Here is a 14932-nt window from a genome sequence, read left to right as displayed (position 1 = left end):
GTTCGCGCCGGTCCCACCGGCGGCGGTGGGAGGAACTAGAGGTCGCGGAGGGTGCGCAGGGCCGCCGCGGCCAGGACCTGCACGGCGTAGCCGAGGGCACGCTCGTCGACGATGAAATCGCCGCGGTGCAGGTCGTACTCCTCGCCGCCGGGAGTGTGGGTGCCAAGCCGCATCATGGCACCCGGGAGATCGGCCAGGAACCAGGCGAAGTCCTCCCCGCCCATGGACTGCGGGGTCAGGACCACCGCGTGCTCGCCGAGTTCGGCGCGCGCCGCTGCTTCGATGATGGCGGTTTCGTCTTCGGAGTTGACCACCGGCGGAACGCCGCGGGTGTGTTCCACGCGCACTTCCACACCGTAAGGCGCAGCCACTTCGTGAACTACCTCGTCCAGCAGTTCGCCGGCACTGTGCCAAGCGTCGCGGTCCAGGCAGCGCATGGTGCCCGCCATGTAGCCGTTCGCCGGAATCGCATTGGGTGCGGAACCTGCGGAAATCTGTCCCCAGACCACGGAGACACCGCTGCGCACGTCGACCCGGCGGGAGAGGACCGCGGGAACGTTGACGGCGATCTGCGACAGCGCGAAGACAAGGTCCTCGGTGAGGTGTGGGCGCGAGGTGTGGCCGCCGCGGCCGGTCAGCTCGATCTTGATGGTGTCCGACGCCGAGGTGATGGCGCCGATGCGGGTGCCGATCTGGCCCACGTTGATGCGCGGATCGCAGTGCAGCGCCAGGATCCGCGGGACGCCATCGAGCACGCCTTGCTCGATGCAGGACAGGGCACCGCCGGGCATGGTTTCCTCGGCCGGCTGGAAGATGATGCGCACGGATCCGCCGAGCGGCCTGACCTGATGCATGCCGTGCAGCACCAAGGCAACGCCCAGCATGGTGGTGGTGTGCACGTCATGGCCGCAGGCATGGGTGACGCCGTGGTTCTTCGAGGCAAAGGGAAGTCCCGTTTCCTCGATGATCGGCAGGGCATCGATGTCGCCGCGAAGGGCGGTAGCGACCGGCCCGTCCCCCACGTCCACCGTGAGGCCCGTTCCTTCGAGCCGGCGGGGCTTCAGCCCCGCGGCCTCGAGGCGCTCCACGAGCTTGTCCGTGGTGCGGAATTCCTTGAAGGAAAGCTCCGGGTGCGCATGCAGGTCCCTTCGGAATTCGATGAGTTCCGGCAGGAGTTCCTCAAGCCACGGTCCCACCACGGGAGTCGGCTCGGTTTCAGTAGTGAAATTGCGCACCTCACAACTCTAGCCACCCCGGCGCGCCGCGGACCGAAAGAGGTCTCTTGGTTACGAGATTGTGCCCTTCCAGACACCGGCCACGCGGCTACAGGACGTCGGTGTCGCCACTGGCCTTGAGCGCGTCAACGGCACCCTTGACCCGCTGGGCGTGCTCCTTGGTGGTGACCAGCAGGGCGTCCGGAGTATCGACGATCACCACATCCTTGATGCCGATCAGCGCGATGACGCGTTTCGTGTCGGACACCACCACGCCGCTGGCGTTCTCGGTGAAGACGCGGGCGCCTTCGCCGAGCACGGTGACCTCGTCGACGTCGCCGGCGCTGTTCAGCCGTCCGATCGCGGCGAAGTCACCGACGTCGTCCCAGCGGAAGGTGCCGGGCACGACGGCGACATCGCCCGCTGCCGCTGCCGGTTCCGCCACCGCATAATCGATGGCGATCTTCGGCAGCGTGGGCCAGACCCGCGCGGTGACCTCGGCGCGCTCCGGAGTGTCCCAGGCGGCCGCGATTTCCTGCAGGCCCGCGAAGAGTTCCGGCTGGTTCGCCTCGAGGTGCTTGAGCATGAGCGCCACGGGCGCCACGAACATGCCGGCGTTCCAGACGTAGTCGCCCGCCTCGACGTACTTCCTGGCAACGTCCTCGCTGGGCTTCTCGACAAACTCGACCACGGCATGGGCGTTCGGTGCTCCGTCGACATCAAGCAGCTTGCCGCTGCGGATGTAGCCGAAGCCGGTTGAAGGGTGCGTCGGCTTGATGCCGATGGTGACGATCTTGCCGGTGGCCGCCGTGTGGATGGCTTCCCGGACGCTGTCCTGGAAGACGCCGTCCGGGCTGATGACCTGGTCCGCGGCAAAGGAACCCATGATGGTCGCGGGGTCCCGGCGGTGCAGGATCGCCGCGGCCAGGCCGATGGCGGCCGCGGAATCCTTAGGCTCGCTTTCGAGCACCAGTTCGTCCTCGCCCACTTCCGGGAGCTGGCGGCAGACGGCCGCACGGTGCGCGACGCCGGTGACCACCAGCACGCGGTTGCCGGCGAGGGGCTCGAGCCGGTCGTAGGTTGCACGCAGCAAGGTGGAGCCGGAACCGGTCAGGTCGTGGAGGAACTTCGGCGCAGCGGCACGCGAGAGGGGCCACAGGCGCGTCCCGACTCCACCGGCCGGGATGACCGCATGGAAGCGGCTCAGCGGGGATTCGGGGCGGGAAGCGTTGTCTGTACTCACCGCCTTACCTTATCCGACCCTGCCCGCATAAACGCTTTTGTGGTGTTCGTCTCATAAACCCATGTAAAAGGTTGAAAACAAGGCGGGAAACATTGGATTTCGCCGGCGGGCTAGGAAGACCTGAATTGAATAAGCTGTGAGCGAAGCCTAGATTTAGGCTGAGCTACGAGTGCTCTCGCAGCTGGCGTTCCCCCGCATGGTCCCGTGCCAGCGCCGCTGTGATGCAGGAAGGTTTATTCAGTGCCGACAAAACCAGCTGGCACCTTGTACCGCGGCCGTGAAGGCATGTGGTCCTGGGTTGGACACCGTATTACGGGTGTTGTGATCTTTTTCTTCTTGTTGGTCCATGTCCTGGACACCTCACTGGTGCGCGTGTCCCCCGAGGCCTACACGGCCGTCATCGGCGCCTACAAGAACCCCCTCATGGCCTTGGGTGAAACCGGCCTTGTCGCAGCGATCATCTTCCACGCCTTCAACGGCCTGCGCGTGATCGCCGTCGACTTCTGGAAGAAGGGCGCGAAGTACCAGCGCCAGATGCTGTGGGTTGTCCTCGCGCTCTGGCTGGTGACCTTCGCAGGCTTCGCCATCCGCCACCTGTCCCTCGCATTGGGAGGCCACTAAGCCATGACCGCCATCCAGAATCCACGCAGTGGACAAATCGGCTCCGGCAAGATCGCGCCGCAGTACAAGCGCACCGGCGGCAGCAAGGGCAACTTCGAGATGCTCGCCTGGCTGTTCATGCGCCTTTCCGGCGTCGTCCTGGTGGTGCTGATCTTCGGCCACCTCTTCGTGAACCTGCTGGTCGGCGAAGGCATCCACGCCATCGACTTCGGATTCGTTGCCGGCAAGTGGGCCGATCCGTTCTGGCAGTTCTGGGACCTCGCCATGCTGTGGCTCGCGATGCTGCACGGCACCAACGGTGTGCGCACCATCATCAACGACTACGCCGAAAAGGACGCCACCCGCTTCTGGCTCAAGGTGGTCCTCTACGCTGCCAGCGCAGTCATCGTCATCCTCGGCACCCTGGTGATCTTCACCTTCAACCCGTGCCCCGTGGTCGACGGCGTCCAGCTGCCGGGCGGTTTCTGCCCCGCACCGTAGGGTTGCTGCCGCGCCGCCCTTGGGCGGCGCCCACACTGGCGGAGCAGCTCCGCTGACCATCTGACTTTGAGAGAAAGAGCATCTGGTATGCAGGTCCATAAGTACGACGTCGTTATTGTCGGTGCCGGTGGCGCCGGCATGCGCGCCGCGATCGAATCCGGTCAGCGTGCGCGCACAGCAGTACTGACCAAGCTTTACCCCACCCGTTCCCACACCGGTGCAGCACAGGGCGGCATGTGCGCCGCCCTGGCAAACGTTGAAGAAGACAACTGGGAATGGCACACCTTCGACACCATCAAGGGTGGCGACTACCTGGTTGACCAGGACGCAGCCGAGGTCATGGCGAAGGAAGCCATCGACGCCGTGCTGGACCTGGAAAAGATGGGCCTGCCGTTCAACCGCACGCCCGAAGGACGCATTGACCAGCGCCGTTTCGGTGGCCACACGCGTGACCACGGCAAGGCCCCTGTGCGCCGCGCATGTTACGCAGCCGACCGCACCGGCCACATGATCCTGCAGACGCTGTACCAAAACTGCGTCAAGCACAACGTCGAGTTCTACAACGAGTACTACGTCCTGGACCTCCTGCTGGTCGAAGAGGACGCGGTCCGTGAGGACGGCACCCCCTATAAGCAGAAGCGCGTAGCCGGTGTGGTGTCCTACGACCTCGCCTCCGGCGAACTGCACGTTTTCCAGGCCAAGTCCGTGGTCTTCGCTTCCGGTGGCGCGGGCAAGGTCTTCAAGACCACGTCCAACGCCCACACCCTGACCGGTGACGGCATGGGCATCGCCTTCCGTCGCGGCATCCCGCTGGAGGACATGGAGTTCTTCCAGTTCCACCCGACCGGCCTGGCCGGCCTGGGCATCCTGCTCACCGAAGGCGCGCGTGGCGAAGGCGCCATCCTGCGCAACTCCGAAGGTGAGCGCTTCATGGAGCGCTACGCCCCCACCATCAAGGACCTGGCCCCGCGTGACATCGTGGCCCGCGCCATGGCCAACGAAGTCCGTGAAGGCCGCGGCTGCGGCCCGAACAAGGACTACGTGCTCCTTGACCTGACGCACCTGGAGCCGGAACACATCGAGGCCAAGCTCCCGGACATCACCGAGTTCGCGCGCACCTACCTCGGTGTGGAACCGTTCACGGACCCGGTACCGGTGTTCCCGACGGCGCACTACGCCATGGGCGGCATCCCCACCAACATCTCCACGGAGGTGCTGCAGGACAACGACACCACCGTCCCGGGCCTGTTCGCTGCCGGTGAGGTCGCCTGCGTTTCGGTCCACGGCTCCAACCGCCTCGGCACCAACTCCCTGCTGGACATCAACGTCTTCGGCAAGCGCGCCGGCATCGCCGCCGCGGAATACTCCAAGACGGCCGACTTCGTGGAACTCCCCGAGGATCCCGAGGCCCAGACCCGCGGCATGCTTAACGGCCTGCTGGGCGGCACCGGCACCGAACGCGTGGCCCAGATCCGCAAGGAACTGCAGGACACCATGGACGCCAACATGCAGGTGTTCCGCACGAAGGAATCCCTGGAGCAGGTGCTCAGTGACATCGCTTCCTTCGAAGAGCGCTACAAGAACGTGGTTGTCCAGGACAAGGGCAAGCGTTTCAACCTGGACCTTCTGGAGGCCGTTGAGCTCGGCTTCCTCCTGGACATGGCGAAGGTCATGACCGTGGGTGCCCTGCACCGCGAGGAATCCCGCGGTGGCCACTACCGTGAAGACTTCCCGGACCGTGATGACGAGAAGTTCATGAAGCACTCCATGGCTTACAAGGATTCCTCGGTGACCACCGAGTCCTCGGCCGAGTCCGTTGCGGGCATCCGTCTGGAGACCAAGCCCGTTGTCTTCACCCGTTACGAGCCTATGGAGCGTAAGTACTAATGACGAGCGAAATGGCTGAGCCGGCCTCCAAGATCGAGCTTCCTGCGGGCGTTGGCGGGGGCGGGGAAATCCCCACCTTCAACATCACCCTGCGGGTCCGCCGCTACAACCCGGAGGTCTCCGAAGAGGCTGCCTGGGAAGACCACCAGCTGACCATGTACGGCACGGACCGCGTGCTGGACGCCCTACACAAGGTCAAGTGGGAGATCGACGGTTCGCTGTCCTTCCGCCGCTCCTGTGCCCACGGCATCTGCGGTTCCGACGCCATGCGCATCAACGGCCGCAACCGCCTGGCCTGCAAGACCCTGCTCAAGGACCTGGACACCTCCAAGCCCATCACGGTCGAACCCATCAAGGGCCTGCCGGTCGAAAAGGACCTGATCGTGGACATGGAACCGTTCTTCCAGTCCTTCCGCGAGGTCATGCCGTTCCTGATCAGCAAGGGCCACGAGCCCACCAAGGAACGCCTGCAGTCCATCGAGGACCGTGAGCGCTTCGATGACACCACAAAGTGCATCCTGTGCGCTGCCTGCACCTCCTCCTGCCCGGTGTTCTGGACCGACGGCCAGTACTTCGGCCCGGCAGCGATCGTGAACGCCCACCGCTTCATCTTCGACTCCCGTGACGACGCCGGCGACATGCGGCTGGAGATCCTCAACGACAAGGAAGGTGTGTGGCGCTGCCGCACCACCTTCAACTGCTCCGAGGCCTGCCCCCGCGGCATCCAGGTCACCCAGGCGATCGCAGAGGTCAAGCAGGCCATCCTGGCCCGCAAGATCTAGCGGTTCCCCCGAGGACAGCAGTACAGCCCGACGACGGCGTCCCACCCTCCGGTGGGCCGCCGTCGTCTGCGCTTAATCACCCAGGCCCCTGCCGGGCACCAGCCGCCCCGCGCCATAGGCTGGTCGGCAGGAACATACGAAAGGCGGACAGGTGTCCACATCCGTGAAGGTCAGTTTCGAAGGCAGCACCGGCGCCCTGTTGGCCGGCATCCTGGACGTGCCCGAAGGCCCGGTGCGCGGCTGGGGGCTCTTCTCGCACGGCCTGACTCTTGGCAAGGACAGCCCGGCCGCGTCGCGCATCTGCAAGGGCCTGGCGGAGCAGGGCGTAGGCATGCTGCGCTTCGACAACCTGGGCCTGGGAGGTTCGGCCGGCGACTGGTCGGACGGCTCGTTCAGCGTGAAGGTGGCGGACACCATCAAGGCGGCAGAGTTCATGCGCAGCCAGGACAAGGGGGTCTCGCTGCTGGTGGGGCACTCCTTCGGCGGCGCGGCAGTGCTGGCGGCCGCGGGCAGCCTCCCCGAGGTGGCGGCGGTGGCCACCGTGGCCGCGCCGTTCCAGCCCCGGCACGTGGAGCACATGTTCGACGCCGAGGTGGGCACCATCCTCAGCGAAGGCAGTGCCGAGGTGAACCTGGGCGGCCGCCGCATGGAGATCCGGCGGCACTTCGTGGAGGACATCGAACGGGCCGACCTGCGGGACTGCATCCGCACGCTGCACCGGCCACTGATGGTGCTCCACTCCCCCACGGACAACACCGTGGGCATCGAGAACGCCAGCGAGATCTTCCAGACCGCCCGGCACCCGCGCAGTTTCGTCTCCCTGGAAGGCACGGAACACCTGCTCACGGGCAAGGGACAGGCGGCACGGGTGGCGCGGATCATCTCCGCCTGGGCAGGCCAGTACCTGGATAACCAGGGCGCCTAAAGGCGCACGGGCCGCGAGCCGAGCGTCTGCGTCTTCCGGTGCTCCGGCCTGCCGAGGTCCGCCTCCCGGATGGCGGACCAGGACGCGGAGAGCAGATAGACCTGGCTGACCAGGTTGAACCAGATCAGCAGGCCGATGATGATGGCGAACGGCGCCAGGATGGGATTCTGGCCGGCGCGGGCGAGCAGTTCGGTGCTGAAGACCTGCAGCACCGTGGTGCCCACGGCTGCCAGGACCGTCCCCTCAAGGAACGCCCGCCTGAGAAGATGCAGGCCGCCAGCCAGGCGGAACATCACCACCGCCGTGGCCCAGTTCAGCAGCAACGGCACCACGAGCTTCACGGCGCCTGCCATCGGCACGGCAACCCGCTCGTCCAGGCTCAGCAGCCCGATCAGCCAGTTGGCCGCAGTGCCGAAGACGATCGACACGCCCGAGCTGGCGACCAGTGCCACGCCCAGCAGCAGCAGGGTGCCGGCGTCGGACAGTTTCACCAGCACGGGGTTCCGCTTCAACGGAGGCAGATCAGCCACTCCGCGCAGGCCGTCGCGCATGCACGCGATCCAGCGGAGCGAGGTGAACAGGGTGACGGCCGCGGCGATGACCGCCGCCAGGCCGAGTCCGCCCGGATTGAGCAGGTCCTGCGGGTCGACGAGTCCTTCGCCTCCCTCGACCTTCAGCAGGCCCGGGGCGCTCTTGGCGATGTTCGCGACCACTGCGTCCACGAGGGCCGGCTGTCCGGCGAGCACCAGGCCCGCGATGGAAAAGCCGGTGGCCAGGAGGCCGGTGACGGCGAAGAACATGTTGAAGCCGATTCCCGCGCTCATCAGCGGGCCGTGAGCAAGGCTGTAGTGCTGCCAGACGCGCATCGGGCGGAACACGTTGAGCCGGGCCAGCAGGAGCTGCGTAAGCGCCAACAGCCGGGCCGCAAGTCCCTGCCCTGAGCGGCGGGCCTTGCCCCATTCGATCCTGCGGTGGATCAGGGCCACTTTGAGCTTGGCGAGGTCGGTGGGCAGCGGTGGGTCCTCAGCCCCGCTTAAGGCCTTGCCGTGCCCGGACTGTTGCTTCTTGGACAGTCGCCGTTTGGTCAGTCTCTGCTTCGTCAGTATCGCCGCCAAAGTCGAATTCTTCCCGTAGCTGCCAGATTCCGTTGCTGTCGTGCTCGTAGAGTCCCATGCTAGCCACAGGGAAGGTGGCGCTGTAGTCCTTCAGCACGGATTCGGCTTCGTCGAGGTTCTCTGGGGCGACGTCGTGCGCAACGGTGACGTGCGGGTGGTACGGAAAGGGAAGCTCGCGTTCCAGCGGGCCGCTTTGCAGCTGTTCGTGCAGGCTGACGCACTCGCCGAAGCCGTCCTCGACCCTCAGGAAGACCACCGGGGAAACGGGCCGGAAGGACCCAGTGCCGGAGATGGTGACAGTAAACGGGGCCTGGCGGCCGGCGATGCTGCGGACGTGGCGGATGGTGGCTTCCCAGTCCCGGGACGGCGTGGTGGTGACCAGGGTGATGTGCGCAGGGATGACCCCGGCCATGGGGTCACCGAAGGACGCGCGCCATTGCTGCAGTTCCGCGGCGATGTCCGGCGGGAAGCCCAGGATGACGCCGACGCTCGGGCTGTCGCCGTCACTTGCCGCTTCTTTCGCCAGGGCACCCGTGGCCGGGCCGGCCCCCGTCGTGCGGGAACCGGCCTCGGCCGTGAGCTTGCTGGCAGGGCACATCGCCTTAGCGGGATCCCTGCTGGCCGCCGTAAGGCAGGAAGCCTACCTTTGCGTAGACGTCCGCGAGTGTGGCCGAGGCGATCTCGCGGGCCTTGTCCGCACCGTGGGCCAGGAGGCGGTCCAGTTCGGCCGGGTCCGCCAGGAGCTCGTGGGCCCGCTCGCGGATCGGGGCGAGGTGGTTGGTGACCAGTTCGGCGAGGTCCACCTTCAGGTGGCCGTACATCTTGCCTTCGTAGTCCGCCACGATCTTCTCCACGGGCCGTCCGCTGATGGTGGAGTAGATGGTAAGCAGGTTGGAGATCCCGGGCTTGGCTTCGCGGTCGAAGCGGATTTCCGTCTCGGTGTCCGTCACGGCGGACTTGATGCGCTTGGCCGTGGTCTTGGGATCGTCCAGCAGGTTGATCAGGCCCGCGGGGGATTCCGCGGACTTGGACATCTTCGCCGTGGGGTTCTGAAGATCGTAGATCTTGGCGGATTCCTTCTGGATGAAGGCCTCCGGCACCTGGAAGGTCTCGCCGAAGCGGGAGTTGAAGCGGTTGGCCAGGTCCCGGCTGAGCTCGACGTGCTGGCGCTGGTCTTCGCCCACGGGAACCCCGTGCGGCTGGTAGAGAAGGATGTCCGCCGCCTGCAGGATCGGGTAGGTGAACAGCCCGACGCTGGCCTGGTCCGTGCCCTGCTTCTGGGCCTTGTCCTTGAACTGGGTCATCCGCGAGGCCTCGCCAAAGCCGGTGATGCAGTTCAATACCCACGCCAGCTGGGCGTGTTCGGGCACCTGGGACTGGACGAACAGGGTGCACTTGTCCACGTCCACGCCGCCGGCGATGTACTGCGCCGCGGTCACGCGGGTGCGCTGGGCCAGCTCGGCCGGGTCCTGCGGGACGGTGATCGCGTGCAGGTCAGGGATGAAGAAGATGGCGTCGTACTCGTCCTGCATCCGGACCCAGTTGACCAGGGCACCGATGTAGTTGCCCAAGTGCAGGGAGTCTGCAGAGGGCTGCATGCCGGAGAGCACGCGGTGCTTCTGGCCTGCGGCGAGCTTGGTGGATGTTGCGGGCACGGCAACGGTTTCAGTCGTGGAGCTTGTCATGGAACACTTTCGGGAAGCTTAGAGCCGGTAGTCCACTACCAGCGGGGCATGGTCGGAGAAACGGGTGTCGTATGACGCAGCCCGGTCAACGACCGCAACGACGGCAGCGTCGGCGAGTCCCGGGGTGGCCATGTGGTAGTCGATGCGCCAGCCTGTGTCGGTATCGAAGGCCTTGCCGCGCTGGGACCACCAGGTGTAGGGGCCGTCAATGGCTCCCGCCAGGCCCCTGTGGACATCCCTCCAACCGATTTCCTCGCCGAAGAAGCGGTCGAAATAGGCACGTTCCTCCAGGAGGAAGCCTGCCCGCTTCGTGTTGCCCTTCCAGTTCTTGATGTCGAGCTCGGTGTGGCCCACGTTCAGATCGCCTACCACCAGCGCGTGTTCGCTGTGCTTGGCCAGTTCGGGCAGCCGGTTGACCATGATGTCCAGGAAGCGGTACTTGTCCACTTGCTTGGGGGTGTCCACTTCGCCGGAGTGCACATAAGCGCTGACCACGGTGAGGGTGGTGTTTTCCCCGGACGCGGTCTTGACGGAGTAATCCGCCTCGACCCAGCGGCCGGCGGTGGCGAAGTAGTCGTCGCCGATGCCCACGCGGGTGGCCACGGGTTCCTGGCGGGAGGCGATTGCCACACCGGCGCGGCCTTTCGCCTCGGCTTCGGCGTGCAGGATGTGCCAGCCCTCGCCGATCAGCTCACGGACAATAGCGTCGGGCGCACGGACTTCCTGCAGGCACAGGATGTCCACCTCGCGGGGCTCCAGCCATTCGGCCATGCCCTTGCGGTAGGCGGCGCGGAGGCCGTTGACGTTGACCGTTGCGATGCGAAGGAAATCCTTCTTCAATGCCGAACTCACCCGCCTACTCTAATCGATGATGGTGCCGGTCACTGGCTCCCCGGAGTCACCGGAGGCCTTGATCATGTCCCGGGCGTTGGCGGAGGTGATGGCGATGGTCTCCAGTGCCCGGTTGATGGTGTCCTGGTTGGCCGCCTCGCCCTTGGCCCGCTCGTCCTCGATCACACGGACCTGGACCTGGACGATCTTGAAGGAGTGGTCCAGCTTGAGGTCCCGGATCTCCTCCGCTTCGCTGCGTTCGGCAACCACCCTGGTGCCGCCATGGTCCGCGCTCGACGACGACGGTGCCCGGCCGGTAGCGGCGTTGAAGGCATTCTGTGCCTCGGTGAGCTTCTGGCCGGCCCTGCGCGCGGCTTTCTGGATGCTGAACACCACAAAGGCCGCGAGAAGCAGCCAGCCCAGCGAGATCACGGCGACAATCCAGCCCACCACGTCGTTCTGGTTGGCAGCGAAGATCACGGCCACCAGGAAGGCGATGAGCACCACGGTCATGCCAAGCCCGCCGATGCGGAAGCCCTTGAACAGGCCCTGCGCCGGGGACTGGGACGGAACAGAAGACGGAGAGTCGCCACGAGATTGCATTCCCCTATTGTCGCAAACTCCGCAGGCCGGCCGGGCCGCTTCCACCTCCGGCGAACACCCTTTCGGGGCGGGCCCGATCGTCGCCTCAGGCGCCAGCTTCGGCCAGGGCGGCGTCGAAGAGCTCCGCGGCCTGCTCGAGGGCCGCTTCGAGGCGGGCGGGCTCGCGCCCGAGGGCACCGATGATCCCGTCCAGTCCGCGCAGGCCGGCCCGCTCGAGCAGGCGTTTCTCGTTCGTGATCCATTCGGAACGGACCGCCAGCACGGCATGGCCCGTCATGGCCCCGGCGACGGCGAGCGACCCGGCCGTCTCCGCCAGCTTCCCCTTGCCGGCGAATGCGCCGCGCGCGTAGCCGAGGGTCATGTGTGCCCGTTCCATCCAGGCCCGGGGAGCGGATTCGCGCAACGCCTGCGGGTAATCCGGGCGCGGCAAACTGCCGCGGAGGACGCGGTTGATGGCAAGTTCTGCGGCCAACAGGTAGCTGGGGATTCCCGCCAGGTGGAACAGCAGCGGCTCGATGTGGAAGCGGCCCTGCCGGGCCTCGTCCAGTTCCCGTTCGACGACGTCAAGGTCCCGGTAGTGGACGTCCGCCTTGCGGCCGTCGATCTCCAGCCACGCACCGCCGTTGAAAACGCCGCCGCCCCAGCCTCCGACGTCGGACACACTTCCCTGCCAGCCGAGCGCGCGCAGATCCTCCGGGTCGAAGGCGCCCCGGTAGTAGAGCGCGAAGTCCCAGTCGCTGGCGGCGGTGTGGGTCCCCGCCGCCCGGGAACCGCCGAGCGTCACGGCCTGCACCGCGGGCAGGGTGGCGAGGCGGTCCGCCACATGGTCAAGGAACTCATGGTCAAGGAACAGGGAATCGTCCATGGGTGTGCCTTACATCCGGGTGGGGAGGGTGCCGTAAGCGATCTTATTTCAGGAACAGCTTGCGCAGCCGCCCGGTGGTGAGCGATACCCCGAGCACGATCATCACCAGGTAGTAGCCGATGTGGACCGCCGTGGCGGGGCTGAAGGCACCCACGCTGATCTGCCGCAGCAGTTCCACGCCGTGCCAGAGCGGCATGGCCTGGATGAACCACTGGATGCTTTCCGGGTAGACGCTCAACGGGTAGAACGTGGCGCTGAACAGGAACATCGGCAGCATGAAGAAGTTGATCCAGTCCATCTGCTGGAAGGTCTTCATGAAACTGGTGATGCCCATGCCCAGGCTCGCGAACCCGAAGGCGATCAGCAGTGAAGCCGGGATCATCAGCACCGCCCAGGGCGTGGTGAGCAGTCCCATCACGCCCATCACCGCGGTGAACCCGGTGGCGTAGAGCAGCCCGCGGAGCAGCGCCAGGAAAATCTCGCCCATGGCCACGTCCAGCGGGCCCAGCGAGGTGTAGAGCATGCCTTGGTACAGCTTGGCGAAGTTCATCTTGAAGAAGACGTTCCACGTGGAATCGTAGACCGCGCCGTTCATTGCGGAGACCGCCAGCAGCGCCGGTGCGATGTACGCCGCGTAGCTGATCATCTGCCCGCCCGGGCCCTCAACGTCCCCGACGATCGTGCCCAGCCCGACGCCCATGGCGATCAGGTACAGCACCGGTTCGAAGAAACCGGAAACCAGGATCAGCCAGGTGCTGCTTTTCGCGGCCATGAGGCCGCGCGCGACGACGGCCTGGACGTTGCGCGAATAGAGGGCACCGAACTTCCGCTGCCGGGCAGCCTCGGTGACGCTGTGCGGCCCGCCTGGCCCTGCTGCAACCGTGCTCATTGCCCCATCCTTTTCACGAACTGCCGCCGGGTCAGGATCCAGCCGGCAGCGGCCGCGGCCAGCAGGTAGGCCACGTGGACCACGGTGAGCACGGGATTCTCCTCCATACCGTAGGTGAACACCCGGCCCAGCTCCGTGCCGTGCCACACCGGGGAGATCCAGCCGATCCAGCGCACGGCCACGGGCAGGGAATCAAGCGGGAAGAACGTTCCGGAGAACAGGAATAGCGGGACCACGATGAAGCGCTGCACGAGGGCGAACTGGCCGCTGTCCTTGGTGATGCTGGAAGCGTAGGCCATGAGCGGAAGCCCGAAGGAGAGCCCGGCCACCGTGGCCACCAGGGCGGACATCCAGCCCCAGGCTCCGGGCGAGCCGCCGAACAGGGCGACGATCACGAAATATGCCACGGACTGCACCAGGAACTTCAGGGTCACGGCGATCACGTGGCCGGCGGCAATCTGCTGCGGCACCAGCGGAGAGGCGTGCGGGCCGTAGAAGACCCGCCGCCACTTGAAGCCGTCCATGATCGGGTAGGAGAACTCCCCCGACGCCGTCATCACCGCCGCCGAAACGATGAGCGCCGGCGCGATGAACTGCAGGTAGCTGACCCCGCCGAACGCCGCCGCCCCGTTGGCATCCACGAGCGTGGCCAGGCCAACACCCATGGCGAAGAGGTACGCCGCCGGTTGGGCGATGCTGTACATGATGAAGGACCAGAAGTAGCCGCGCATCACCCGCAGCACCTGTTCGGCGTAGAAGAAGGAGCCCCAGCGCCGGGCCCGGGCGGCCGAGACGGCAGGAGGATGCGCGCGCAGGGCAGCGGCCGCCGTCGGAAGCTGATTGTCCGTTCCGCTAGTCAACGAGACTCCGTCCGGTCAGCCGGAGGAAGACGTCCTCCAGCGAGGAACGGCGCACCAGGGACGTCAGCGGGCGCAGGCCGCGTGCGGAGACCTGCTCGAGGGCGGCCTCGCCGTCGTCCGCGTAGATCAGCACCCGGTCCGGCAGGGTTTCCAGCCGTTCGCCGACGCCTTGGAGTTCGGCGCCGATGGTGGCGTTGCGCTCGGAACCGAAGCGCAGTTCCAGGACCTCGCGGGTGGAGTGTTCGCGGATCAGCGAGGCGGGCGAGCCCTCGGCCATGATGTGGCCCTTGTCCACCACGATCAGCCGGTCGCAGAGCTGCTCGGCTTCGTCCATGTAGTGGGTGGTGAGGATCAGCGTGACGCCCTGTTCCTTGAGGCGGAAGAGCCGGTCCCAGAGGATGTGCCGGGCCTGCGGGTCCAGGCCGGTGGTGGGCTCGTCGAGGAGCAGGATCTTGGGCTCGTTGATCAGCGAGCGCGCGATGGTGAGCCGCCGCTTCATGCCGCCGGAGAGCGCATCCACGCGGGACTTCGCTTTGTCCGTCAGCTGCGCGAACTCCAGCAGCTCGTCCGCCTTGGGCCGCAGGTAGCTCAGCGGCAGGCCGAAGTAGCGGCCGTAGACGATGAGGTTTTCCCGGACTTTGAGTTCTTCGTCCAGGTTGTCCTGCTGCGGCACCACGCCCAGGTGCGCGCGGACTTCCGGTCCGTTCACGTCCGGGTCCAGGCCCATGATGGTCAGCTTCCCGGAACTGCGCTGCGAGACGCCGCCAATCATCTTCATGGTGGTGGACTTGCCCGCGCCGTTGGGTCCGAGGAGACCGAACGACTCCCCCGGCGGCACCTCGAAGGAGATGCCGTCGACGGCGGCGACGTCGCCATAATTCTTGCGCAGCAGCTCGGCGCGGATCACTGCATCAGGGTTCATCTGGGTACTT

At 66.2% G+C, this 14932-nt stretch carries 16 protein-coding genes; 5 read left to right on the top strand and 11 right to left on the bottom strand.

Going from position 1 to position 14932, the window contains the following annotated elements:
* Window positions 1-35: 35 nt before the first annotated feature.
* A complete protein-coding gene (locus ACN9M4_RS05305; RefSeq protein ID WP_426302518.1) occupies window positions 36-1235 on the bottom strand; it encodes an amidohydrolase in 1200 nt (399 codons plus the stop codon).
* Window positions 1236-1323: 88 nt separating this feature from the next.
* Window positions 1324-2457 (bottom strand): mannose-1-phosphate guanylyltransferase, encoded by a 1134-nt coding sequence (locus ACN9M4_RS05300; protein WP_426302517.1) that lies wholly within the window; start codon window positions 2455-2457, stop codon window positions 1324-1326.
* Between the two features lie 285 nt (window positions 2458-2742).
* Between ACN9M4_RS05300 and sdhC the strand changes: the two genes are divergently transcribed.
* From sdhC to ACN9M4_RS05275, 5 genes are all read left to right on the top strand, one after another.
* Complete coding sequence (gene sdhC / locus ACN9M4_RS05295) at window positions 2743-3078, top strand: succinate dehydrogenase, cytochrome b556 subunit (protein ID WP_426303393.1); 336 nt, start codon at window positions 2743-2745, stop codon at window positions 3076-3078.
* A gap of 3 nt (window positions 3079-3081) precedes the next feature.
* A complete protein-coding gene (locus tag ACN9M4_RS05290) occupies window positions 3082-3558 on the top strand; it encodes a succinate dehydrogenase hydrophobic membrane anchor subunit (RefSeq protein WP_426302516.1) in 477 nt (158 codons plus the stop codon).
* A gap of 87 nt (window positions 3559-3645) precedes the next feature.
* On the top strand, window positions 3646-5445 hold the full coding sequence (sdhA, locus tag ACN9M4_RS05285; RefSeq protein ID WP_426302515.1) for a succinate dehydrogenase flavoprotein subunit: 1800 nt from the start codon (window positions 3646-3648) through the stop codon (window positions 5443-5445).
* Window positions 5445-6227, top strand: a complete 783-nt coding sequence (locus tag ACN9M4_RS05280; RefSeq protein ID WP_115789292.1) for a succinate dehydrogenase iron-sulfur subunit — start codon at window positions 5445-5447, stop codon at window positions 6225-6227. The genes sdhA and ACN9M4_RS05280 overlap by 1 nt, the downstream gene beginning before the upstream one ends.
* Window positions 6228-6378: 151 nt before the next feature.
* Window positions 6379-7152, top strand: a complete 774-nt coding sequence (locus tag ACN9M4_RS05275; protein ID WP_426302514.1) for an alpha/beta hydrolase family protein — start codon at window positions 6379-6381, stop codon at window positions 7150-7152.
* Here ACN9M4_RS05275 and ACN9M4_RS05270 read toward each other — a convergent pair.
* The 9 genes from ACN9M4_RS05270 to ACN9M4_RS05230 form a co-directional block, all read right to left on the bottom strand.
* Window positions 7149-8267: a YihY/virulence factor BrkB family protein gene (locus tag ACN9M4_RS05270; protein WP_426302513.1), complete on the bottom strand. Its 1119-nt coding sequence runs from the start codon at window positions 8265-8267 to the stop codon at window positions 7149-7151. The genes ACN9M4_RS05275 and ACN9M4_RS05270 overlap by 4 nt on opposite strands.
* Window positions 8176-8865, bottom strand: coding sequence for a 2'-5' RNA ligase family protein (locus tag ACN9M4_RS05265; protein ID WP_426302512.1), 690 nt, complete (start codon window positions 8863-8865; stop codon window positions 8176-8178). Before ACN9M4_RS05265 ends, ACN9M4_RS05270 begins: the two co-directional genes overlap by 92 nt.
* A 4-nt stretch (window positions 8866-8869) precedes the next feature.
* Entirely contained in the window at window positions 8870-9952 is a 1083-nt protein-coding gene (gene trpS / locus ACN9M4_RS05260; RefSeq protein ID WP_426302511.1) for a tryptophan--tRNA ligase, read from the bottom strand.
* 18 nt (window positions 9953-9970) lie between these two features.
* A complete protein-coding gene (locus ACN9M4_RS05255; protein WP_426302509.1) occupies window positions 9971-10804 on the bottom strand; it encodes an exodeoxyribonuclease III in 834 nt (277 codons plus the stop codon).
* A gap of 9 nt (window positions 10805-10813) precedes the next feature.
* Window positions 10814-11386 carry a hypothetical protein gene (locus tag ACN9M4_RS05250; protein ID WP_426302508.1) on the bottom strand — a complete coding sequence of 191 codons (573 nt, stop codon included), beginning with the start codon at window positions 11384-11386 and terminating at the stop codon, window positions 10814-10816.
* An 85-nt stretch (window positions 11387-11471) separates the two neighbouring features.
* Window positions 11472-12251, bottom strand: coding sequence for a nucleotidyltransferase domain-containing protein (locus ACN9M4_RS05245; protein WP_426302507.1), 780 nt, complete (start codon window positions 12249-12251; stop codon window positions 11472-11474).
* Window positions 12252-12294: 43 nt separating this feature from the next.
* Entirely contained in the window at window positions 12295-13140 is an 846-nt protein-coding gene (locus ACN9M4_RS05240; protein WP_426302506.1) for an ABC transporter permease, read from the bottom strand.
* Complete coding sequence (locus ACN9M4_RS05235) at window positions 13137-14000, bottom strand: ABC transporter permease (protein WP_426302505.1); 864 nt, start codon at window positions 13998-14000, stop codon at window positions 13137-13139. Before ACN9M4_RS05235 ends, ACN9M4_RS05240 begins: the two co-directional genes overlap by 4 nt.
* On the bottom strand, window positions 13993-14922 hold the full coding sequence (locus ACN9M4_RS05230) for an ABC transporter ATP-binding protein (RefSeq protein WP_426302504.1): 930 nt from the start codon (window positions 14920-14922) through the stop codon (window positions 13993-13995). The genes ACN9M4_RS05235 and ACN9M4_RS05230 overlap by 8 nt, the downstream gene beginning before the upstream one ends.
* Window positions 14923-14932: the final 10 nt, after the last annotated feature.

The sequence above is a fragment of the Arthrobacter sp. R-11 genome, from assembly GCF_049913155.1.
GTDB lineage: Bacteria > Actinomycetota > Actinomycetes > Actinomycetales > Micrococcaceae > Arthrobacter.
This window is presented reverse-complemented; position numbering and strand designations above follow the sequence as displayed.

Bases quoted from the DNA above. Each gene is read 5' to 3' on its own strand.
- ACN9M4_RS05240 (WP_426302506.1), bottom strand. From the start codon at position 13,140: ATGAGCACGGTTGCAGCAGGGCCAGGCGGGCCGCACAGCGTCACCGAG.
- sdhA (WP_426302515.1), top strand. From the start codon at position 3,646: ATGCAGGTCCATAAGTACGACGTCGTTATTGTCGGTGCCGGTGGCGCC.
- ACN9M4_RS05290 (WP_426302516.1), top strand. From the start codon at position 3,082: ATGACCGCCATCCAGAATCCACGCAGTGGACAAATCGGCTCCGGCAAG.
- ACN9M4_RS05265 (WP_426302512.1), bottom strand. From the start codon at position 8,865: ATGTGCCCTGCCAGCAAGCTCACGGCCGAGGCCGGTTCCCGCACGACG.
- ACN9M4_RS05230 (WP_426302504.1), bottom strand. From the start codon at position 14,922: ATGAACCCTGATGCAGTGATCCGCGCCGAGCTGCTGCGCAAGAATTAT.
- ACN9M4_RS05280 (WP_115789292.1), top strand. From the start codon at position 5,445: ATGACGAGCGAAATGGCTGAGCCGGCCTCCAAGATCGAGCTTCCTGCG.
- trpS (WP_426302511.1), bottom strand. From the start codon at position 9,952: ATGACAAGCTCCACGACTGAAACCGTTGCCGTGCCCGCAACATCCACC.
- sdhC (WP_426303393.1), top strand. From the start codon at position 2,743: ATGTGGTCCTGGGTTGGACACCGTATTACGGGTGTTGTGATCTTTTTC.
- ACN9M4_RS05245 (WP_426302507.1), bottom strand. From the start codon at position 12,251: ATGGACGATTCCCTGTTCCTTGACCATGAGTTCCTTGACCATGTGGCG.
- ACN9M4_RS05250 (WP_426302508.1), bottom strand. From the start codon at position 11,386: ATGCAATCTCGTGGCGACTCTCCGTCTTCTGTTCCGTCCCAGTCCCCG.